Source organism: Leifsonia sp. HAY1-4F, assembly GCF_056755275.1.
Genome location: NZ_JBNDHX010000083.1, coordinates 1 through 17,505 on the forward strand (window position 1 = coordinate 1; position 17,505 = coordinate 17,505).

The window sequence follows — 17,505 nt, forward strand, 5'->3', positions numbered from 1 at the left end:
TCCGTCGTCGGCAGCGTCAGATGTGTATAAGAGACAGGCTCTAACCCGGTCCGTGCGGATCATGCGCCACTAGCTCAACGGATAGAGCATCTGACTACGGATCAGAAGGTTGGGGGTTCGAATCCCTCGTGGCGCACACTGGTTGAGACAGTAGAGAAGCCCCGCTGAACAGGCATTTAGCCGAATCAGCGGGGCTTTTCGTTTCACTCCAGCGACCGGGTCACGACCGTTGTGCGAGCGCGATGTGTGCAGAAGGGTTCGCGAGCAGTGCAGACACCGCCTCCGCGGCCTGACGGTTTGCGTCGCGCAGCAGGTGCCCGTATAGGTCCGACGTCACGGAGATCGTCGTGTGACCGAGGCGCTTGCTGATGACTGCGAGCGGCACGCCGGCCGCGATCAGCAGCGACGCGTGCAGGTGCCGCAGATCGTGGAAGCGAATCCGCGGCACCCCCGCCGCCTCCGCGATCGAGAGGAACGTCCGGGTCACGTACTGCGGGAGCAGTTGCTGGCCCGTCTCGTACGTGAACACCCGCCCCGACTCGACGTAAGCACGGCCGAGCGCATCGCGCTCCATGTCCTGACGCAGCTTCCACACCATCAGCGCTTCGACCGCCTCGTCACCGAGAGAGACAACACGGTCCTGCCCTTCGTCAGTTTTGATCGGCCCCTCCAGTGTTCCGCTCGACAGCTGCGTGAGCTGTACCCGCACGGCGAGCTCGCGACGGTCCAGGTCGACGTCTGACCAGCGAAGTCCGCAGATCTCGCCGCGCCTTAGCCCGCTGTGCACCGCGAGCTCGAACAGGGGCCCCAGGCGGTACTCTGCCGCCTTCTGCAGGAAGACGTTGGCGACGGACGGCTCCCACACGGCGATCTTTATCTTCCGCGCTGACGGCAACGCCACCTTGGATGCGGCGTTGTAGTCGACCAGGTCGAGGGTTTCCGCGGTGCTGAGTGCGCTCGACAGGGTGGCGTGGATACGACGGATCGTCGTCGCCCCGCGGCCGGCCTTCTCGAGGTCGCGGATGAACTTGTCCACCTGCGGCCGCCGCAGCTCGGCGAGCCGCACACGGCCGAGAGCGGGCACGATGTCGTCGCGCACGTACCTGCGGTACATGTTCACCGTGGAGGGCCTCAGCTTGCTGCTGACGCGGTCCAGCCACGAATTCAGGTACTCGGCGACGTTGACGGTCTGGTGACCCTTCCACCGGCCGGAGGTGACCTCTGTCAGTGCGGCGGCGCGTTCCTTCTGCGCTTCCGCCTTCGTCCTGAATCCCATCTTGCGCGGCTGTCGGCGCTTCCCGGTGACGGGGTCCACACCGCCGGAGATGGCGTAGCCGTACGATCCGTGTTTCGGGTCGCTAAGCAGTTTCGGGCAAGCCTTTGCCTTCGCCTGCGGGCTCGGACGGTCGGGAAGAGCCGGGTACGGCTTTCCGGCCGCGTCGCGGCAACCGCAGCGCCTGTAGATGTCTCCGCTCATTAGTGGACCCTCCTGTCGTTGCCGCCTTGGGCACTCCGGGCGACGTCGCGGAGCCGCTTGGCGGCGAGTTCAAGACTCGCCGCCAGCGTCTCCAGGTCGTGGACCTCGGCCTCGAGCGCCACGTCTCCGTAGATGAAGTAGAACTGGCGCCCAGTTTTCGTGGTGGCCTGTCGCTCGATCACCAGATCTTCGCGGTTGCCGGCGAGCTCGAGCAAGGTCTCGGGCTCGCCCTCGTGAATGATGTCGTCCCACGCCATACGATCGATGTCTGACTGCGGATGTCCCGTACACCAGGAGACCACAGGGCAGGGGAGGCGCTCATCGCTCATCGCCGATCACCTCCTCGTCGGATCGGGGACCACGGCGGAACGTGCGCGCGTCGATGAACGCCTGCAGGTCATCGGCGCGGACCCGGGTCTTCGCGCGAGTTGAGCCCAGCTCGACAGAGCGGAGGGCGCCTGAATTGATCTGGGCGTAGACCCAGACCATTGACATCTCGAGGCGTTCAGCGACGGTGCGCACCGAGTAGAGGCGGACAGCATCCTCGATCTCGTCCATCAGGCCTCCAGACAGAGCGACGAGAGCGACATCTGCGGGAAGGCCACGATTATGCGCGCCACAAGCGCGAGCGATGGACTGGTACGGCCCGTGGCAACCATCGCGAACTCTGCGGGGTCTGCGCCAATCGTCGTGGCGAGGTCGACCTTGCTGGCTGTTCCCGCGAGATGGTGCAACTCGTGGACCGCTTCAGGCTTCAGCTTCAGCTTCAGCCCACGCGCCGTCGCGCTCATCGGCTCATCTCCTCAGTGAGCGAGTTTGCGACGCCGGCCTGCAACCGGATCGCGTCAGCAAGAGCGAGCGCGTCCGCGGCGCTGAGAGCGTTGCGGACCTCGGCGTCGACGTACCACTGGTCTTCGTTGTCGAAACGGGTCACGCGGACCCTGTAGGCCTTCCGGCCCTCGTACGCGACCTCGCCGGCCTCAATGGCCGCCGTCTCGTGGAATGCCTGGTCTTCCGCGTCGCCCCGGTCGACCTCGTGAGCCGAGTGGATGCACGCAGGCTCGACGCATTCCTCGATGGTGTGGTTGATTGCGATAATTGACATGTCCGTTCTCCCTTTCATGTGATTCGGACGATGCCCTCGGCCTGCGCGAACAGGTCGGGGGCTCTTTTTATTTGGGGTCTAGGAGGCCTTGCCTTCGGCATTCCTCGCGCCATCGGTTAGCGGTCGCACGCGAAACCACTAGTCCGTGCTCTTTGCGAAGAGTGACAAGCGTCTTCGCTATCGAGTGCCGGCGGTCCGTCTGGAGGGCTCGCTTATAGGCGGAGGCAAACCGCTCCAGTTCCGTCGCTGTCGGGCCCGTCCCTCCACGCTGGGGTCTGGGTTCCGACGACGTCCGGACACTGTTCTCCAGATAGAGCGAGCGCACCTCGTCCTTCGACAGGTGCGCGGTCGCCCCCCCGGCCGCAAGCTCTTCGGCAGTGAATCCGGATATTGGACCGTCGTACCACTCCCGTAGCCCCGTCGCGAGGTCGAGCGGACCGCCTCGATCCATGTAATCGAGCTGCTGGTTGAGGAGTCGATCAACGATCTCCGACATTGGGATCTTCCGAAGCATGGTCGAGGTGATCGGATGCTTCGAATCGATCTTCACTTCGGTGCAGATCCATTGGCCGTCGCGACCGCGCCCGAGACGGAACCAGACCCTGCATGGCAAGTCGCCGCCTTGCGCAAGATGCCAGCCTTCGCTGCCCACAGTCGGGATGAGGTCGTATTCCACACTGCCGACTGTAGCCGAGAGCGTCACAGTTACGCAACATCTCGTGTCAGGCGTGCGTCTCATTAGGTGTCGCAACGCGATACACCGATTGCTACATTTGGCCACATTTGCGCCGCATTGCATGTCACTGTTGGGTCACAGTCGCATGAGCGCCTGAAGTCAAGATGTATCAAGGAGATGTTGATGAACACGTTGACCGAGGAGGTTAGAGCCGCTCGAAGGCTGCCGCCGCCGGACATGGCTCGTGCCATTCGAAGGGCTGCCGGAGTGAGCCAAGCGCGCATGGCTGACGAGATGGACGTCCACCGCGTGACTGTTGCGCGATGGGAGTCCGGCGAGCGGGTTCCTCAGGGAAAACGTCGGGCTGTGTATGCCGACCTGCTCGACCAGCTCAGGGAGGTCGCGGGCATATGACCACCACGCACTCCGACCCGACGCCGCAAAGTGCGGCAGAGATGATCCGTAGGCGCGAACGCATCTTGGAATTCATGTCCCGCGGCACGCCTGACATTCGCCGTACAGCCAAGCGCCTTGGTCTCGACGAACGAGACGTCCTCGAAGACGTCGCCGTGCTTATCAAGCGCGGGCAGCTCAAGGCGGTGAGCAAGTGACTCTCGACGATATTCGTGGCCGGGCGACGATCGACATCCCGGAAGCCGCCGAAATCCTAGGGATGGGGCTCCGCCAGACATACGCAGCCGTGAGGGATGGCAGCCTCCCGAGCTTGCGGCTCTCGCGTCGGGTACTCGTGCCTGTGCCGGCCCTACTGCGTCTCCTCGGTGAGGACGTGACCCATGACGCCAAGTAGCCCCCTCGACACGCTGAAGCACACCGCTCTGCGGGTGGAGGACCTCTTGGGGCGCGTCACCGAGCAGCTGATCGTCGACCACGACCTTGACGAGAACGACCCGCTAGTCGGCTCGCTGGACGCTGCCCGACGTCTACTGGTCGAGGGCCTCGCCGAGCACATTCCAGGCGTCACCCATGACCGCGAGGTCGGTGTGATGCGTACGACACGCGAGGCAGCACGACAGCTCTGGCGATACGACGACGGCAGCCCCGTGGCGGTCAGCATCGAGGAAGACGGGCTGCAGTGGACGATCTTCCCCCGCCTCGACCCGGACCTGCTGGATCCGGTTCGCCGCGCGGAACTCGCTCCCCCACGTCGGCCGCTGCTCGCTCTCGTGCCTGCCCTCGAGGATGGCGAGGACATTGAGGGCGAGGACGGCTAGGTGGGCGCGCAGCTGGTCGGGAAGGCGTTCGTGTATGCCGCCACACACGGTCTGAAGCCGAATGAGACTCGGCTACTGCTGTGGATGGCGCTCACCGCGCTCGACTCGGACCAGCCGCCCCGCTACTTCGCCGCCCGCGAGGAGTCAGCCTTCGGACTCGGGCATCGCATTGCGGACCGCACGACCGCCGACGCCAGAGCCATCGCCGCGCGCGCATCAGCCTTCCAACTCGTGAAGGTCGCGCTGCAGGGGCTCGTGGCAAGCGGTGCGATCGAACGTCTTGAGCGCGGACGCGCCGGGAGACGGGCTGAATACGCACTCACCTTCGGTAAGGGCGCCTTACCCCTCGAAGGTAACCCCGGCTTACCCCACTCCGGTAAGCCGTCCTTTCCTTCAGCAGGAAGTCTCGCTTACCCCCAAGGAACCACCTACGAGCCATCTCAGGAACTACCCGGACGAACACCTCAGCTCGACGAGGCATCTCACTTGTCGCCTGTGGAAAACCCGAACCAGGAGAGATCATGACCACGAACGACATCGACACCGTAGCGCTGTGCGCGGAGCACGTAGGCAGCCCCTGGCCGCCACGCGGCTGTCCCGACTGCGCGACAGCCGCCCACGAAGCCTCCGCCACACCGAACCTCGAGCGGCGAGTCCGTTCCCACGACCCCGAACCGTCATGGGACGCCGCCCGAATCACAGCACCAGACGCCAACGAAGTCCGCGTCAAGGTCCTCGCGATCGTCGCAGCACGAGGCCCCCTCACCGACGACGAAATCTTCGCCCACTACCGCGCCGGCGGCGGCACCCGCACCGCGCAGCGCGTCCGAACCGCCCGAGCAGAGCTCTCCCGCCCCGTGACCGGCGACCCGATCCTCCGCGAACTCGACCGCAACGGGGTCTCCTCCACGGGCGCAGCCGCACGACGGTGGGTGATCGCATGAACACCAAAATCCAGACCGCGCAGATCGCAAGCGACCTACTCGGCCGCGTCCTTGGCGGCGACACCGAGCCCCAACTCCTCGAACACATTCGATCACGCGTCAACGGCTCAGCCGAACTCGAAGACCTGGCAGTCGCATTCGCCATCATCTCCGCCGGATTCGTCACCCACCTCGAAGGCGGACCACAACTCCTCGAACACATCGCCCTCCACTACGCAGTCGAAGAAGCCCTCGAAGGGAACAACCCATGACCGACCGCACCCCGAACGACGAGACCCGAACCCGCATCATCTGGTCCAACATCCTCGAAGCCCTCGACGACAACAGCGTCGAAGCCCTCCACGAAGCGCAACTCCACGCGCAAGCCCAAGACGACCCAATCGACGAACTCGTGCTTCTGTTCTCCGCCACCTGCGCCCTCCTCGGACGCCTCCTCGTCAAATTCGTCGGCGACGACGGCACCCGACACATGATCACCCTCACACTCCTCGCGAACGAACTCCGCGACATCCTCACCAACCCACCAGAGTCTGAAGCATGACCGGCGGCGAACATTCGGCCCCTTACGCGCGCGTACGCGCAAGGCTAGGTCGCGACGAGTTCGAACTCCTGCTGCCGGGCCGTCCCAAGCTCGGTTCTCCAGCGAACGGTTACGCGGAGCGATCGGCCGAAGCGGCTGTCGGGATCGTATCCACCGAAGTTATTGAGCGGCGTCGGATATTTGGCTGCGTGCTCGACGTGTTGCCGTTCAATCGCCTCGAGCTTCAAGGTGACATCGCTGCCCGCCTGCACCTGGGGGTACTGGGGGCTCGCGACTTGGAGGCCGCCACCGGTTACCATCACGGACGCATTGAGAGCCGGCTTGGGTCCCATGTTCCACAGCACGAGCACAGACAGCTCTGCCCGCCACTCGGGCGGTGCCCACTGCACGACCCAATCTTCTTCGTCTCGCGCAGCGACTCGTTCGGCGACCGCTGTGGCACGTCCCGCTTGGCGATAGCCCAGGATGCCCAGAACGCACCCGGACACGCCGGTGAGGATCGCCACGCCGACACCCATCCACGTCGCCAGGTCCCCGATTGCCACGACTTCGATGCTAGCCGAGCGCTCGCACACGGCTCACACGCCGCGCAGAGCCCAGTGTTTGCAAGGCCTGTGAGGCTGCGCTCTGACACTCAATCAGATGCAGTGTGCGAGCATCATGCGCTCGGGAGCCACGATCGCTCCGAATTGGTCGCGATAGGCGAGGCGCCCGTCGGATCGAACCAGCTCCCCGCAGACGCCTCCCGAATCTACGCACCAAGCATCTCGTCCGGTGCCAGTGATGCTGATGCGCCTCCCGAGGCGGCGAAGGTGCAGGGTCTTGCCCTCTGCGGGCAGTTTGTAATGTTCCATAGCGCAAGCGTCTCACCCTCAGGCCCCCCGATTTCGAAGGCCTCGGGGGTGAGCGACAGTGCCCCGCACATTGTTCAGGGTACGGTCTGACGGCTCTATCGCGGCCCCACCTGAGGTGTGGGCGTGGGTGTCCGGGAAGGCCTCGCAGATGGTCCGCCGCGACAGGCAGAGCGGGCATGAGGTCAGCCGGCTGCTCGAGTTCGTGCAGGCGACCGCGGAGGCCGCCCAACTCCAGACGACGGCAGACGACACAGCTGTTTCGTTGCCGAAACCAGCCATCGAGCCGCCCACCAGGCTGGAGCTAACACCCAAGGAGGCAGCTATGCGGATCGGATGCACCGAGCAGTACGTCCGCCGGCTGTGCTCCCAGAACCGAATCCCCGCCCGCCGTGTAGGCCGCCTCTGGCTGATCGACGCGGATGGCATCGACCGGCCCACCCCGAGGAGCACCAAATGACCAAGTACATCAAGAACGAGCTCGGAGCGGTGCACTCTGTCACCGAAGAGCACGTCGAAAAGTACATGACCGCGTATTCCGAGAACGGACGCCCGTACCTGAACCACGGTCTCGTCGAGATCACCGAGGAAGAGGCTCGCGCGCTGCATCCACAGCTGTTCGGTGCCCCCGACCCCCAGGTCACGTACACCGACGACGAACTCGGCGCCCAGCTGCACCGCAAGCGAATGCTGGACGAGCTCTTCGGCCCGAGCGAGGCGTGACCATGGGCACCGCGAAGCACAACCCCACCACTGTCACCCCACAGTCGATCATCGCCGAGGCCGACGAGCAGATCCTCGAAGCCGACAAGCTCGCCGCAGAGCTGGAAGCCGCAGCCCGCGCCGGCGACGAGTCCATCACCATCGACCAGTTGGAGGACGCCAAGCGCCGCACCGGCTGGGCGCGCATCCGCCGCGAGGCCGCCGAGAAGAAAGCCGCTCAGCGCGCCGAGGAACTCCGGCACGAGCAGTACGCCAACCTCATCGCCAACTACCTTGAGAACGCGACGCAGGACGTCCTCGACGAGGTCAGGGCAGAGATCGAGCAGGCCGCTCCCCACATCGAGAAGGCTCTCGACATGCTCGTCGAACGCAACCGGGCTGTGTGGGCGATCGCGCAGTACGCCAGCGAACAGACGAACTACACGGATCCTGCCGACGGACTCAAGGCGCAGGTGTTCCCGCAGCTGCCGGGCGCGTCGTGGTTCACCATCCGCGGCAAGCGTTACGACTTCGTCCCTGCGACCGACATCGTCCGAGCGTTGATCGCGCCCCTCAAGTCCCGCCTACGTAACCAGTCCGGTGGCGTCGCCGCTGACTGGCTGAAGGAGATCTGATCATGTCCGAACTCGATTACAACCACCTCAGCCCGTTCGGCTTCCCCACGAGGGTCGCCGACATCAGCGGCCGTGTCGTCACTCACCAGCAGCTCTCCGACCCAAACTTCTACGCTCTCGTGAAGGGGGAACTCGTCGCCGGCCTGGTCGACGTGATCGATCAGCGCGGCGACCGGGTGCAGCTCGAGAACGGCGAGCGAGTGGGATTCGACGACCCACAAGCCGCGGTTGAGCTCGCCAAGTCGCAGATGCGCTGGATCAGCCAGACGCCGTCGCCGGCGGAGATCTTCGACACCCTCGGCCTCGACTGGTTCGACCTGCAGCTCAAGGGTCTCAAGTTCGAACAGCAGGCCCGCCAGCTCGACAGCCTCGGCAAGACCGACTGAGCCTGGCAGCGGAGCGACGGTATGACTGGTGTGTCTGTGGTGGCGAACGCCGCCTTCACCCCTCCTCGGATGGAGGTGACGTGCACCGTCCCGGCCGGGAACGTCATGAAGACGGCGGTGCTGAACCGGATCGTGAACGGTGTCTCCACCCCCACACTGACTCAGCCGGCGCCCGGGTTCGACACGCAGGTCGTGTACGACTACCTGGCCCCGTATGGGGTGCCGGTGTCGTACGAGTTCATCGCGACGTACGGAGGGCTTGGGGCGGTCCTCTGGGACGAGCTGTGGGCATCCCTCTCCAACTGGACCGGCGATACGACCAAGTTCGCCGTCGCGGGCGGCCTACTCCAGTTCAACGCAAGCGCACCCGGAACTTTCATCATCAGCCGGTCGGTAACGCCCGCGTCGTACCACGTGTCCATCGCTTCGATCGCAATCCAGAACGCAACGCTCGCAGACTCGCAGCAGTCTGGTGTGCAGTTTGTGAATGCCGCCGGGCAGGTCGTTCTGCGCATATCTGCGACGACCGCCGACGGCACGATATGTGTCTACTCGCAGCTAACAGACTCGGCCGTTCACTCCACGAGCATGGCGGCGGCGAGTGGCGTCAGTATCGACTTCAACGGCACCTCGATCACCGTAAACGGTGTCACTGCCGGCGGCAGCGCGACCACCTACACAGTCAGCGGGATCGCGTCGTCCGATTTCTCGACCGTGCAGGTGCAGGAGCACTTCAACAACCCGCCGAACTACTGGCGTGTCGGTGAGATCAAGGTCACGAACTACGTCCCGCCAGCCTCGATCGACGTCACTTCAGCACCCTCGACTCTCGCGTCGTCGCAGGCGTGGCTGATCCATCCGGGGCAGCCGTCGCTGTCGGTACCGATCTCCTCAACCGATCGTTCCGCGGTCGCCGTGCAGAACCTCGGCACGATCACGCAAGCGTCCGCGTCGACCCTGCACCAAATCCTCGGGCAGTCGCTCCCCATCGAAACCCACTCAGGGCCCCGGTATGGGAACACGCAGCAGATCGCGCTCAAGGCCCGCACCGCCGCCCACGAGGCCGCCCTCAACGGCATCCTCGCCGACAGCACACCCCTGCTGTTCCGATTCCCGGCGGCCTTCGACGCCGGATTCGATGAGGGCTTCTACTCGTTCGGGCAGGTGCAACGATCCAGGATCGCGCAACGGTACGGGGCCGAGCTGCGTCAGTTCGTCGCGGACATCACCAAGGTGCAACAGCCCACCCTCACCGTGCAGAACACGGGATGGTCGTGGGCGGCGTTGGCGGCCGAATTCGCGACATGGCAGGCGGTCGCGCAGGCGTACGCGACGTGGGCTGACGTCCTCACCAACAACCGGAAACCGGGGTACTGATGGGTGCTTTCCTGCAGGGCGACCAGGCTCGCGAACTCTTCGACCGTGGTTTCGGCTGTAACGCGATCGCACGTGAGCTCGGAGTCGCGCCGGCGACGATCAGTGCATGGGCGAAGCGGGAGAGCCTGTCTTTCGACCGGGCGCAGGTGGCCGCCGCGAACAACGCGAAGGTGATCGACGGGAAGGCTCGGCGGTTGGCGTTGCAGGAACGGGCGTACACGCGCGCGGAGAGCCTGTACGACCGGCTGGAGGCGCCGCAGTTCAAGACGCTGGTCCGCACCGACGTCGGAGTCGAGAAGCCGCAACAGCTCAACTTCGTACCCCCGCAGAATGAACGCGAGATCGCCCAATCGATCCAGACACACATCGGCGTCGCTGTGAAGCTCGAGCAGCTCGACGGGACGCTCGGCCAGGACGAGGCGACGAGCATGCTCGCGCGGCTCGGGGTGGCCCTCGGGATCGGGGCTAGCACCGAGCCAGCGGCCTAGTCACGCAGTACCGTTTCGCGTCACCGTGAGCAGCAATAGCAGCAAGAAGATGACGGCGCTTACGACGGACAAGACCATCCCCGCAGAGGCTATGCCCCGCCCGCTTTGACGTTGCTTCACGAGCCACAAGCCGACGCCCGAGAAGAGGATCCCGAACACTGCGACAAAGACGCCGACGCCCGGCACCCAGGACAGCAACAGGGCGATGATGCCCAGCACCAGGCCGGCGATCGCCGCACCGTTGGCCTGAGGGCGTTCGTGGGTCTCCGTCGAGCTTGCAGACGGCTCGTATGGTCCCCACGACTGTCCGTCCCACCAACGCTTGTTCCCGCTGCCGTCGTCATACCAGCCCGCTCCCGGCGGCGTCTTTCCCGACTGGCTTTCACTCATGGGCCCGAGCTTGGCAGAACGGACCGACCGGGACAATATCGCGGGCCTGCAGTGTCATATAGAAGAGCGGTCAGGGAACGAAATGGTGGACCGCTCCGCCGAGTGACGCTGTGGCTGCTCTCGAGATGTCCTGCTCCGCGGAAGCGTCCGTGGGCCAGTCGGTGTGCCCGTCGAACGCGCTGGCCACGAGTTTGTCCGCCTGATTGGTGAGCTGGTACTGCAGCATCGGGTCGTCTCCGAGTGTGACCGTCCACGCGTCGCCGCGCGCATAATACGTCTCGTGGGCGTCGGACGCGAGCAGCGGGTCCAGGTTCGTCGAAGACCGGTCCGTCCACGAGTTGATGTTGACCATGTGCCCGTCGATCCTGCAGGTGGCAGTCGACCCCAAGGCCGGTCCGCCTAGCGCGATGTCCCCGGCACGGATGTCGTCGCAGCCCTTGATGCGCTTCGCGATGAGCGCCGCATCCTCGCCGATCTGGATGGGAGTGTGCGTCGGCGTCGGCGTAGGAGCGGCGGCCGCGGAACACCCGGCGAGCGCGAGGACGCCCACCGCAGCCCCGAAGAGAGCCTTCCTCATCATCCTGTGATCGTATTGCCGGGGCAGGCCCGCACGGTACTCCCCAGATGGGGCGCACCGGATTGTATGGGGAAGGCGAAGAGCCCCGGCCAACCAATCGGTCGGAGCCGGGACTCCCCGTTTCTCGCTGCGCAGCCATGGTAGCGCGAGGGGCTCATGACGGATAGGAGCTACTCGAGGCCGATGTGGGGAGCTTCCCGCAGGCGAACGAGGCTTAGCTATGTCCGTAACAGATCAACCGTCAATCTGCGGCGGGTGAGGCCAAATGGCCGCAAAATATGGCCGAATGGGAGCACCCCACCATCCGGGAGCGACACACTCGCTCTAGGGTGCCAGGACCGATGGTTGCATGCTCCAGCATGAACAACGATTCAAAGCCCCCGATCGACCACAGGAAGCATGCATACACGATCCCCGAGGCCGCCGCTGTCGCATCGGTTGCCGGTTCCACCCTGCGAGCTGCGATCAAACGCGGCGATCTCCCCCAACGGTATCCGTCGACGCGGCCCGTGATCCTCGCGTCCGACCTGGACAACTGGCTCCAGTCCTTGCCAACGGATCCACCCACCCGCCGCTCCCCCGCACAATCACCGAAGGCAGCCTCAGCGAGCGCGACACTGCACGAGAGCCGAGGCGTCACCCTCCAGCAGATCGAATCGCAAGCTGCCGCCTTGGGCGTCACCCCGGAGTCGCTGCTGATGCGAAAGTGATCGCCTGCATGTGTGCAGATGTGTGAGCAGACTTGAGGATTTGGGGGGATGTTGGGGGACGTTCGCCCCGCGTTGCTGCCTCTCACATTGCTGTCACCGTCTGACAGAGGCTGCGCGCGGACGTTCGCGGATATGTCACCTCGGTGACTACGGATCAGAAGGTTGGGGGTTCGAATCCCTCGTGGCGCACACTGGTTGAGACAGTGACGAAAACCCCGCTGAACAGGCAAAACGCCCGAACAGCGGGGTTTTTCTTTGCCTCCCCGATGCGCGATCCGGCAGCGCTGACGTCCGATTGACAGCAACCGTGACAGCAACCCGCCCGGACGAGGCGCGCGGCGAGGGCCATCAGCTCGCCTCGGATTCGTCGTTGCCCAGCGCCAGATCGATCGCCCGCGAGGCGTCGAGCAGTGCGCTCGGCATCACGTGCGAGTACAGATCCATCGTGACGCTCAGCGTCGAATGCCCGAGCACATCCATAACCACTCGCGGCGACACGCCCTCAGCCATGAGCAAGGACGCGCACGTGTGCCGGAGATCGTGGAACCGGATGCGCCGCACTCCAGCCTTCGCGATCAGCGCATCGAAGTCGCGCCGCAGGTTCGTCGGCTCCAAGGGCGTCCCGATGGACGTCGTGAACACCAGGTCGTAGGTGTTTGTCTCGCCCGACACGTGTCGCAGCTCCTCAGCTTGCTGATGCCTTTGACGCTCAAGAGCCGAAACGACCATCGCGGGCATTGGGACAGTGCGGCGCGACCGCTGCGTCTTGGACGGACCGAACACTCGGCCTGTCCCAGCACCGAGCCGCTGCATCGTGTGCCGGACGTGAATCAGGCGCTTGCTGAAGTCGACATCCGACGAGCGCAGCCCCAGAATCTCGCCCCGGCGTAGTCCCAACCCGTAGGCGAGAGTGAACAGCGGAGCCAACCGGTGGGACTCGCTGGCGACCCTGAAGGTCTCGACCTCCTCAGGCGACCACGGTTTCGTTTCGACCTTCTCCCGGCGCGGCGAACGGGTCAGGCTCGCGACGTTGCGGCTCACCGCTTCTTCCCGGACCGCATCCGACAGCATCGAGCGCAGCACGGCGTGAGCGAGCTGCACGGTTCGTGCTGAGACGCCGGCCGAGCCGACCACCGCGTGGAAGTGCCGCACGTGAGTGGGAGTCAACGTTGTGAGCTTGATCCGGCCAAGCGTCGGAAGAATGTATTTGCGCAGCATCCACGCGTAGTTCGAGTGCGTCGATGGCGCAGCGTTCCACGGGTCGAGTCGAGCCAATGCGCGGCATAAGTGTCAACCGTCCAGTCGCCAGTGAATGCGGGAATCCCCTGCGCCGTCTGCTCGATCAGGTGCCGCAGTTTGGTGCTCACTTCCGCGCGCGTCCGCCCGTAGACCTGTCTGCGCTTTCGTGAGCCGTCAGGCCGTAGGACGTAGGTCGCCCCGACCCACCGGCCATCGTTGCGCTGATAGATCGAACCCTCCCCGTTCGCGTTCTTGCTCATCGGGCCACCGCCGCCGTCGCCAGTCGCTCAGCGAAGTCCCGCAGGGCCGATACGGGAATGCGCCGACTTCGCCCGATCTTTACGAACGGGATCTCCTGCAACCGCAGCAGGTCGTACAGCGTCGATCTGCCGACTCCCAGAGCCTCGGCCGCTTCCTCCGGCGTAAGCATCAACTTGTCCATCGTTCTTGCCACTCGGCGAACGACAACGATTGTGTGGAGTATCCGGGTGCTAAGCGATTAGTTAGCGATCCCGATCGTCGTCCGTTGAAACGGGCGCACCACTCGCTTTAAGGACTCCTCGAATGAGGTCAGTGGTGTCCTGCACGGGCGGGATTGCCATCGCAGCAGGCATCGAGACGGAGTCAGTCTCGTCGCTCACCGCGGTTCACCTTTCTCGGGCTTGGGCATCGGCTTGGCGTCCGTAGTCGTGTTGGAGCTGTGCTTGATTACATTCGAGACGAGCCCAGGAACCTTCTGAACTGGCGGCACCTTCGGCTGGGGAGCGGGGGATGGCTTTGACGAATCGGACATTTGGCTTCCTAGATGTTGAGGACGGCAAACAAGGTGAAGACGATTGAAACGGCCAGCGAAATGAATCCCCAACGAAGGAACTCGCCCATCGCGTTTAGGCGCTTCTCGTCGGACTCATGGACCTCGATCTTCGCATCGATCAGTCTCAATAGGCCGGTATTCTCCTCGGACGAGAACACTGTGTCCCGAAGTGATGAGAGATTGATCTCGCCGCCATAACGGGGACGCGTTGCTGCGATGCCTAAGCCGGCGGCAGCAGCGGCGAAGATGACCGCGAGAACATACCAGCCTCCAGACAGGTGCGCGGACTGCAGCCCGGCGCCGAGACCCGCAGTCGCGATAAGGATTGCAGCTCTGGCTTGGACAGATGATGCGCGCGAGGAATAGATCTCGCGCTGGCGGTCGAGCTCGTCGTTGAGGGTCTTCAGCTTTCCCGGATGGGCAGCAAGCATCGACTCAAGCTCGACGACGTGGTCCACATCGGTCATCATGTCCTCCGCTTGGAGCTTAACGGAGGGCCACGAGCTTGGCGTCCAAGAACAGAGGGACATCCTTGAGGATTCTGGCGCCCGTTGAAAAGGGTCGCCGACTCGTGAACTCGACGGAAAGACTCAGTCGCTCACCTTCAAGCCGTAGAGGCGATTCACCAATTCGACAGTCGGAGAGTAAAGCGACCAATTCTTCGGATCATCCTCACCAGGCGCGTCGCCGTGGGCCGTGCTCGGCGGCCAATCCACGGCTGCCGCAATCAATTGCGCGATGCGCGAAACATGCTCAATGAGATCTTCGACAAGACTCACCGGACGCACCATAAGCCGGATCGGTCGGTGGTCAAGTGCAATCCAGGCTTCGGTCCGACCGAGAAGTCCCGCTACCTCGCGAAGCAAGGTTGCGGTTTCGTCATCGACGGACACCAGCCGAGCGGTCGTTCGGCCGTGCTGGTCTCCCTCGCCCCCGCCTCCAAGATCCTCGTGGTGAATCGTATTTCGAAGCTCGCCGACCAGCTTGATGAGCTTTAGGTTCTTTTGGTCTTCGATTATCCCACGCACGGACATGTCCAAACGAGCGCGAAAGTCCTTTCTACTTAGCGCACACCACGCTGGTTGCATCCCGAGGCCCAGAGCCATGTTCAACGCTCGACACAGCGCGTCCAACATTCCGTTCAAGTTCAGGACAATCTGCTCGACGAGGACTTCAGGATCGCCAAATAGGCTGGGCTCATTCGGATGGATACTCCCAAACAGGAGCTTGTCTCGAAGCCCGAGTACTCGCTTGAGTCGGTTGCCACTCGCACGCGCCAACTCCAAGAATCCGTCATTGCCGTCATGCGTCCGGTAGAAGCGGTCGCGCAAAGCTGGGACCATCGACCACGCCTGTGTGTGTTCGACCTGCCACGTTGCGAGAACACCCCCGAAGAGTTCACGACTAATTACTGTCGCGCCCTGAAGCCGTTGGTGTAGTCCAATCACTGCCAGGGAGTCGCGGGGTTTCGCGGAGAAAAGCCAGCGCCGGTTGGGCCGTGCAAGTGCAAACTCGTTATCGGTTATGAAGACGTCGGCGCGCAGAGCAGTCGCAATTTCCGAATAGGTTTGCCGCCGTCGCGCTTCATGAGGCTCAAGCTTCCAGTGTTCTGCCCAGTTAAAGGCAGCTTGGAGATTGTTCTCGAGTGCAGGCAACGCGTGCGTCGAATGTCCCGTCTCTGTGTGCACCGCGACGACACCATTTCCGTTCAAACGGTCAGTCGGAAGGTAGTAGGTGTCGACGATGTCGTGAGCTTGCGTTCCTTCGACAAATAGCCGCACTCCCGTCGGTCTCATCCGAAGAATCTCGACATACTCGGCTTCCACCCGGTCCAATTCCGTTTCCGGGTCGAGAACGACGCGGAGATCTGGCCACGTAATCTCCGGTCGAAAGGCATGGCCATCCCGCCTAAGGCCCCCTGTGACGACAAAGCTCGGCCACATGATCTGATTCTGACGCGCGGGGGCGACTGGCCTCGGCGGACTCGCTTGCGAATTTGTCTTCGCGCCGATAGCGATTTCGAAATGAGGGCATCCGTCCTCGGCTGCAAACATGTTGGGGACATGGTCGATGTGCTTTGGGACGGAATACCTAACTGGGTTACCGCCGGCGCTGCGGTGCTTACGCTGGCTGCAGCTGCCGTGGCGGCCGCGTTTGCCGGCCGGGCTGCCCATTGGACAAAGCAGCAGGCGACTGCAGCTATTGAGCAACAAGAGACCAGCTTGAAGCAGCTGAAGCTAGCCCAATCCGACTCTCGAGATGCGCAGAAAGCCGCTCAAGTACAGGAAGCCACGCTTGAGCGAGCAGAGCGTCTGCAGGTCGAGTCCCGACTTGATCAGGTAGCTCCAACAGTCGTCGTACGTGCGCGACCCGGAGTGCTCGAAATGCGAGACGACTCAGGAGACTGGGTCCCCGTTTCTCAGAGGCTTGAACTTGGTGAAACGGATACCGCGGCCTTTCGGACGACTGCATTCATCACCGTCAAGAACGTTTCAGACCGCATCGCCGGTGTAGCGTTCATTAGTCCGGCGAAAGGTGAGTTGTCGCTTCGTTCTGGGGACGAACTCGTCTTGGCTCCGAACGAGGTTGAGACCGTGAGTTGGGAACGCAAGATTAACAGTCTTGCCTTAGGCAGGGAAGAAGACCTCGGTCGTCCTGAAAACTGGCTATTTGACGTGGAAATGTGGGTCCGTGACCCAGGGATGAACGTGCGCGACACCCTCAAGTTCAACGGAGACTTCCGGTTCTTTCGGCGGGACGGCTTTCTCGTCTAGTCGTTGAAACCCAGCGGCCGTTCCCGTGGGCAGAAAACGTCGCGGCCCCAACTGGGCCACGCTTCTATGAACGGCTCGAGGCGGGACTTCCGGGGATCAGCCCTGCCAGCTGAGCGTATGGGCCGCCCAGACTGGGGGCGGCAAGAATTGATTTACCGCGCGAATATGGAGGCATGAGAACTCGAGCATCTCGATGGCCGGATGACGCCGTCTGACTGGGTCACTGCGACTCTCGGTGTTCTGGGGATCCTGGCAAGCATCTTCACTGCATCCCGAGACTTACGTGCCCGGCGTCTTGGTGACCGAATCGACAAGCTCACCACGATTCAACGTCAACTCGTAAATCTCGGAGCGCGCGGTATGGATCCGAGGGTGGACGCCTCGGTCCGCGAACGCACGCACGAAGCACTTGTCGAACGAACGCGAGCCGCCCTTCGTCGCAACGCGGCAGAGTATGTCGAGATTGCGTCGAAGCCCAACCCGAGCAGGCTGACCGCCGTGTTGTTGCTCGGATATGGACTGGTCGTCGTTTTCGCAGGAATCGCGCAGGTTACGTCCGCCTCTCGCGGCGGTGCGTCCGCGTCGGC

The 17,505-nt window shown here is 63.5% G+C and carries 29 protein-coding genes and 1 tRNA gene; 16 read left to right on the forward strand and 14 right to left on the reverse strand.

Annotated elements, in window-relative coordinates; all coding sequences use genetic code 11:
• The first annotated feature begins 63 nt into the window (after window positions 1–63).
• A tRNA-Arg gene (locus ACPYOG_RS14470) sits at window positions 64–136 on the forward strand.
• 84 nt (window positions 137–220) lie between these two features.
• Here the strand turns inward: ACPYOG_RS14470 and ACPYOG_RS14475 are convergent.
• The 6 genes from ACPYOG_RS14475 to ACPYOG_RS14500 all read right to left on the reverse strand — a co-directional run bounded on the left by ACPYOG_RS14475 (window position 221) and on the right by ACPYOG_RS14500 (window position 3,258).
• A complete protein-coding gene (locus ACPYOG_RS14475) occupies window positions 221–1,477 on the reverse strand; it encodes a site-specific integrase (RefSeq protein ID WP_481294883.1) in 1,257 nt (418 codons plus the stop codon).
• Window positions 1,477–1,806: a DUF6907 domain-containing protein gene (locus tag ACPYOG_RS14480; protein ID WP_481294884.1), complete on the reverse strand. Its 330-nt coding sequence runs from the start codon at window positions 1,804–1,806 to the stop codon at window positions 1,477–1,479. Before ACPYOG_RS14480 ends, ACPYOG_RS14475 begins: the two co-directional genes overlap by 1 nt.
• Entirely contained in the window at window positions 1,796–2,035 is a 240-nt protein-coding gene (locus tag ACPYOG_RS14485; RefSeq protein WP_481294885.1) for a helix-turn-helix transcriptional regulator, read from the reverse strand. The genes ACPYOG_RS14480 and ACPYOG_RS14485 overlap by 11 nt, the downstream gene beginning before the upstream one ends.
• Window positions 2,035–2,268: a hypothetical protein gene (locus tag ACPYOG_RS14490; protein WP_481294886.1), complete on the reverse strand. Its 234-nt coding sequence runs from the start codon at window positions 2,266–2,268 to the stop codon at window positions 2,035–2,037. The genes ACPYOG_RS14485 and ACPYOG_RS14490 overlap by 1 nt, the downstream gene beginning before the upstream one ends.
• Window positions 2,265–2,582: a hypothetical protein gene (locus ACPYOG_RS14495; protein WP_481294887.1), complete on the reverse strand. Its 318-nt coding sequence runs from the start codon at window positions 2,580–2,582 to the stop codon at window positions 2,265–2,267. Before ACPYOG_RS14495 ends, ACPYOG_RS14490 begins: the two co-directional genes overlap by 4 nt.
• Before the next feature lie 67 nt (window positions 2,583–2,649).
• Window positions 2,650–3,258, reverse strand: a complete 609-nt coding sequence (locus ACPYOG_RS14500; protein WP_481294888.1) for a hypothetical protein — start codon at window positions 3,256–3,258, stop codon at window positions 2,650–2,652.
• Window positions 3,259–3,441: 183 nt separating this feature from the next.
• Here ACPYOG_RS14500 and ACPYOG_RS14505 point away from each other — a divergent pair, with 183 nt between their 5' ends.
• The 7 genes from ACPYOG_RS14505 (at window position 3,442) to ACPYOG_RS14535 (ending at window position 5,975) form a co-directional block, all read left to right on the forward strand.
• Window positions 3,442–3,672, forward strand: coding sequence for a helix-turn-helix domain-containing protein (locus ACPYOG_RS14505; RefSeq protein ID WP_481294889.1), 231 nt, complete (start codon window positions 3,442–3,444; stop codon window positions 3,670–3,672).
• Entirely contained in the window at window positions 3,669–3,869 is a 201-nt protein-coding gene (locus ACPYOG_RS14510) for a hypothetical protein (RefSeq protein WP_481294890.1), read from the forward strand. The genes ACPYOG_RS14505 and ACPYOG_RS14510 overlap by 4 nt, the downstream gene beginning before the upstream one ends.
• Window positions 3,870–4,052: 183 nt before the next feature.
• Complete coding sequence (locus ACPYOG_RS14515) at window positions 4,053–4,490, forward strand: hypothetical protein (RefSeq protein WP_481294891.1); 438 nt, start codon at window positions 4,053–4,055, stop codon at window positions 4,488–4,490.
• Window positions 4,491–5,015, forward strand: a complete 525-nt coding sequence (locus tag ACPYOG_RS14520) for a hypothetical protein (protein ID WP_481294892.1) — start codon at window positions 4,491–4,493, stop codon at window positions 5,013–5,015. It abuts the gene before it with no gap.
• Entirely contained in the window at window positions 5,012–5,434 is a 423-nt protein-coding gene (locus tag ACPYOG_RS14525; RefSeq protein ID WP_481294893.1) for a hypothetical protein, read from the forward strand. The genes ACPYOG_RS14520 and ACPYOG_RS14525 overlap by 4 nt, the downstream gene beginning before the upstream one ends.
• Window positions 5,419–5,685, forward strand: a complete 267-nt coding sequence (locus ACPYOG_RS14530) for a hypothetical protein (RefSeq protein WP_481294894.1) — start codon at window positions 5,419–5,421, stop codon at window positions 5,683–5,685. Before ACPYOG_RS14525 ends, ACPYOG_RS14530 begins: the two co-directional genes overlap by 16 nt.
• Window positions 5,682–5,975 carry a hypothetical protein gene (locus tag ACPYOG_RS14535; RefSeq protein ID WP_481294895.1) on the forward strand — a complete coding sequence of 98 codons (294 nt, stop codon included), beginning with the start codon at window positions 5,682–5,684 and terminating at the stop codon, window positions 5,973–5,975. The genes ACPYOG_RS14530 and ACPYOG_RS14535 overlap by 4 nt, the downstream gene beginning before the upstream one ends.
• A gap of 44 nt (window positions 5,976–6,019) precedes the next feature.
• On the opposite strand, the gene ACPYOG_RS14540 is transcribed toward ACPYOG_RS14535, so the two are convergent.
• Complete coding sequence (locus ACPYOG_RS14540) at window positions 6,020–6,481, reverse strand: hypothetical protein (RefSeq protein ID WP_481294896.1); 462 nt, start codon at window positions 6,479–6,481, stop codon at window positions 6,020–6,022.
• Between the two features lie 475 nt (window positions 6,482–6,956).
• Here ACPYOG_RS14540 and ACPYOG_RS14545 point away from each other — a divergent pair, with 475 nt between their 5' ends.
• Genes ACPYOG_RS14545 through ACPYOG_RS14570 form a run of 6 tightly spaced genes read left to right on the forward strand, consistent with a single transcriptional unit; the run spans window position 6,957 to window position 10,414 of the window.
• A complete protein-coding gene (locus ACPYOG_RS14545) occupies window positions 6,957–7,286 on the forward strand; it encodes an excisionase family DNA-binding protein (RefSeq protein ID WP_481294897.1) in 330 nt (109 codons plus the stop codon).
• The gene (locus tag ACPYOG_RS14550; protein WP_481294898.1) at window positions 7,283–7,549 is read left to right on the forward strand and encodes a hypothetical protein; all 267 of its coding nucleotides are present in this window, start codon (window positions 7,283–7,285) and stop codon (window positions 7,547–7,549) included. Before ACPYOG_RS14545 ends, ACPYOG_RS14550 begins: the two co-directional genes overlap by 4 nt.
• Window positions 7,550–7,551: 2 nt before the next feature.
• The gene (locus ACPYOG_RS14555; RefSeq protein WP_481294899.1) at window positions 7,552–8,163 is read left to right on the forward strand and encodes a hypothetical protein; all 612 of its coding nucleotides are present in this window, start codon (window positions 7,552–7,554) and stop codon (window positions 8,161–8,163) included.
• A gap of 2 nt (window positions 8,164–8,165) precedes the next feature.
• Window positions 8,166–8,549 (forward strand): hypothetical protein, encoded by a 384-nt coding sequence (locus ACPYOG_RS14560; RefSeq protein ID WP_481294900.1) that lies wholly within the window; start codon window positions 8,166–8,168, stop codon window positions 8,547–8,549.
• Between the two features lie 21 nt (window positions 8,550–8,570).
• Window positions 8,571–9,926 (forward strand): hypothetical protein, encoded by a 1,356-nt coding sequence (locus ACPYOG_RS14565; RefSeq protein ID WP_481294901.1) that lies wholly within the window; start codon window positions 8,571–8,573, stop codon window positions 9,924–9,926.
• Entirely contained in the window at window positions 9,926–10,414 is a 489-nt protein-coding gene (locus tag ACPYOG_RS14570; RefSeq protein WP_481294902.1) for a terminase gpP N-terminus-related DNA-binding protein, read from the forward strand. The genes ACPYOG_RS14565 and ACPYOG_RS14570 overlap by 1 nt, the downstream gene beginning before the upstream one ends.
• Here the strand turns inward: ACPYOG_RS14570 and ACPYOG_RS14575 are convergent, their stop codons facing one another.
• Window positions 10,415–10,804, reverse strand: a complete 390-nt coding sequence (locus ACPYOG_RS14575) for a hypothetical protein (protein ID WP_481294903.1) — start codon at window positions 10,802–10,804, stop codon at window positions 10,415–10,417.
• Between the two features lie 70 nt (window positions 10,805–10,874).
• A complete protein-coding gene (locus tag ACPYOG_RS14580) occupies window positions 10,875–11,384 on the reverse strand; it encodes a hypothetical protein (protein ID WP_481294904.1) in 510 nt (169 codons plus the stop codon).
• Between the two features lie 356 nt (window positions 11,385–11,740).
• On the opposite strand from ACPYOG_RS14580, the gene ACPYOG_RS14585 reads away from it, so the two are divergent.
• Complete coding sequence (locus ACPYOG_RS14585) at window positions 11,741–12,091, forward strand: hypothetical protein (protein ID WP_481294905.1); 351 nt, start codon at window positions 11,741–11,743, stop codon at window positions 12,089–12,091.
• Between the two features lie 348 nt (window positions 12,092–12,439).
• Here ACPYOG_RS14585 and ACPYOG_RS14590 read toward each other — a convergent pair whose 3' ends face one another.
• The 4 genes from ACPYOG_RS14590 to ACPYOG_RS14605 form a co-directional block, all read right to left on the reverse strand.
• Window positions 12,440–13,366 carry a tyrosine-type recombinase/integrase gene (locus ACPYOG_RS14590; RefSeq protein ID WP_481294906.1) on the reverse strand — a complete coding sequence of 309 codons (927 nt, stop codon included), beginning with the start codon at window positions 13,364–13,366 and terminating at the stop codon, window positions 12,440–12,442.
• 220 nt (window positions 13,367–13,586) lie between these two features.
• Window positions 13,587–13,772 (reverse strand): helix-turn-helix domain-containing protein, encoded by a 186-nt coding sequence (locus tag ACPYOG_RS14595; protein WP_481294907.1) that lies wholly within the window; start codon window positions 13,770–13,772, stop codon window positions 13,587–13,589.
• Between the two features lie 359 nt (window positions 13,773–14,131).
• On the reverse strand, window positions 14,132–14,611 hold the full coding sequence (locus ACPYOG_RS14600; protein WP_481294908.1) for a hypothetical protein: 480 nt from the start codon (window positions 14,609–14,611) through the stop codon (window positions 14,132–14,134).
• A gap of 123 nt (window positions 14,612–14,734) precedes the next feature.
• Window positions 14,735–16,087 carry a hypothetical protein gene (locus ACPYOG_RS14605; protein WP_481294909.1) on the reverse strand — a complete coding sequence of 451 codons (1,353 nt, stop codon included), beginning with the start codon at window positions 16,085–16,087 and terminating at the stop codon, window positions 14,735–14,737.
• 120 nt (window positions 16,088–16,207) lie between these two features.
• Here ACPYOG_RS14605 and ACPYOG_RS14610 point away from each other — a divergent pair, with 120 nt between their 5' ends.
• The gene (locus tag ACPYOG_RS14610; protein WP_481294910.1) at window positions 16,208–16,918 is read left to right on the forward strand and encodes a hypothetical protein; all 711 of its coding nucleotides are present in this window, start codon (window positions 16,208–16,210) and stop codon (window positions 16,916–16,918) included.
• 279 nt (window positions 16,919–17,197) lie between these two features.
• Here ACPYOG_RS14610 and ACPYOG_RS14615 read toward each other — a convergent pair.
• Window positions 17,198–17,505: hypothetical protein (locus tag ACPYOG_RS14615; protein ID WP_481294911.1), on the reverse strand; the 308-nt coding region annotated here is incomplete at its 5' end.

Excerpts from the sequence above, each read along its gene's own strand:
- ACPYOG_RS14475 (WP_481294883.1), bottom strand. The coding sequence starts at position 1,477 with ATGAGCGGAGACATCTACAGGCGCTGCGGTTGCCGCGACGCGGCCGGA.
- ACPYOG_RS14480 (WP_481294884.1), bottom strand. The coding sequence starts at position 1,806 with ATGAGCGATGAGCGCCTCCCCTGCCCTGTGGTCTCCTGGTGTACGGGA.
- ACPYOG_RS14485 (WP_481294885.1), bottom strand. The coding sequence starts at position 2,035 with ATGGACGAGATCGAGGATGCTGTCCGCCTCTACTCGGTGCGCACCGTC.
- ACPYOG_RS14490 (WP_481294886.1), bottom strand. The coding sequence starts at position 2,268 with ATGAGCGCGACGGCGCGTGGGCTGAAGCTGAAGCTGAAGCCTGAAGCG.
- ACPYOG_RS14495 (WP_481294887.1), bottom strand. The coding sequence starts at position 2,582 with ATGTCAATTATCGCAATCAACCACACCATCGAGGAATGCGTCGAGCCT.
- ACPYOG_RS14505 (WP_481294889.1), top strand. The coding sequence starts at position 3,442 with ATGAACACGTTGACCGAGGAGGTTAGAGCCGCTCGAAGGCTGCCGCCG.
- ACPYOG_RS14510 (WP_481294890.1), top strand. The coding sequence starts at position 3,669 with ATGACCACCACGCACTCCGACCCGACGCCGCAAAGTGCGGCAGAGATG.
- ACPYOG_RS14515 (WP_481294891.1), top strand. The coding sequence starts at position 4,053 with ATGACGCCAAGTAGCCCCCTCGACACGCTGAAGCACACCGCTCTGCGG.
- ACPYOG_RS14525 (WP_481294893.1), top strand. The coding sequence starts at position 5,012 with ATGACCACGAACGACATCGACACCGTAGCGCTGTGCGCGGAGCACGTA.
- ACPYOG_RS14535 (WP_481294895.1), top strand. The coding sequence starts at position 5,682 with ATGACCGACCGCACCCCGAACGACGAGACCCGAACCCGCATCATCTGG.
- ACPYOG_RS14550 (WP_481294898.1), top strand. The coding sequence starts at position 7,283 with ATGACCAAGTACATCAAGAACGAGCTCGGAGCGGTGCACTCTGTCACC.
- ACPYOG_RS14555 (WP_481294899.1), top strand. The coding sequence starts at position 7,552 with ATGGGCACCGCGAAGCACAACCCCACCACTGTCACCCCACAGTCGATC.
- ACPYOG_RS14560 (WP_481294900.1), top strand. The coding sequence starts at position 8,166 with ATGTCCGAACTCGATTACAACCACCTCAGCCCGTTCGGCTTCCCCACG.
- ACPYOG_RS14565 (WP_481294901.1), top strand. The coding sequence starts at position 8,571 with ATGACTGGTGTGTCTGTGGTGGCGAACGCCGCCTTCACCCCTCCTCGG.
- ACPYOG_RS14570 (WP_481294902.1), top strand. The coding sequence starts at position 9,926 with ATGGGTGCTTTCCTGCAGGGCGACCAGGCTCGCGAACTCTTCGACCGT.
- ACPYOG_RS14575 (WP_481294903.1), bottom strand. The coding sequence starts at position 10,804 with ATGAGTGAAAGCCAGTCGGGAAAGACGCCGCCGGGAGCGGGCTGGTAT.
- ACPYOG_RS14580 (WP_481294904.1), bottom strand. The coding sequence starts at position 11,384 with ATGATGAGGAAGGCTCTCTTCGGGGCTGCGGTGGGCGTCCTCGCGCTC.
- ACPYOG_RS14585 (WP_481294905.1), top strand. The coding sequence starts at position 11,741 with ATGAACAACGATTCAAAGCCCCCGATCGACCACAGGAAGCATGCATAC.
- ACPYOG_RS14595 (WP_481294907.1), bottom strand. The coding sequence starts at position 13,772 with ATGGACAAGTTGATGCTTACGCCGGAGGAAGCGGCCGAGGCTCTGGGA.
- ACPYOG_RS14600 (WP_481294908.1), bottom strand. The coding sequence starts at position 14,611 with ATGACCGATGTGGACCACGTCGTCGAGCTTGAGTCGATGCTTGCTGCC.
- ACPYOG_RS14605 (WP_481294909.1), bottom strand. The coding sequence starts at position 16,087 with ATGTGGCCGAGCTTTGTCGTCACAGGGGGCCTTAGGCGGGATGGCCAT.
- ACPYOG_RS14610 (WP_481294910.1), top strand. The coding sequence starts at position 16,208 with ATGGTCGATGTGCTTTGGGACGGAATACCTAACTGGGTTACCGCCGGC.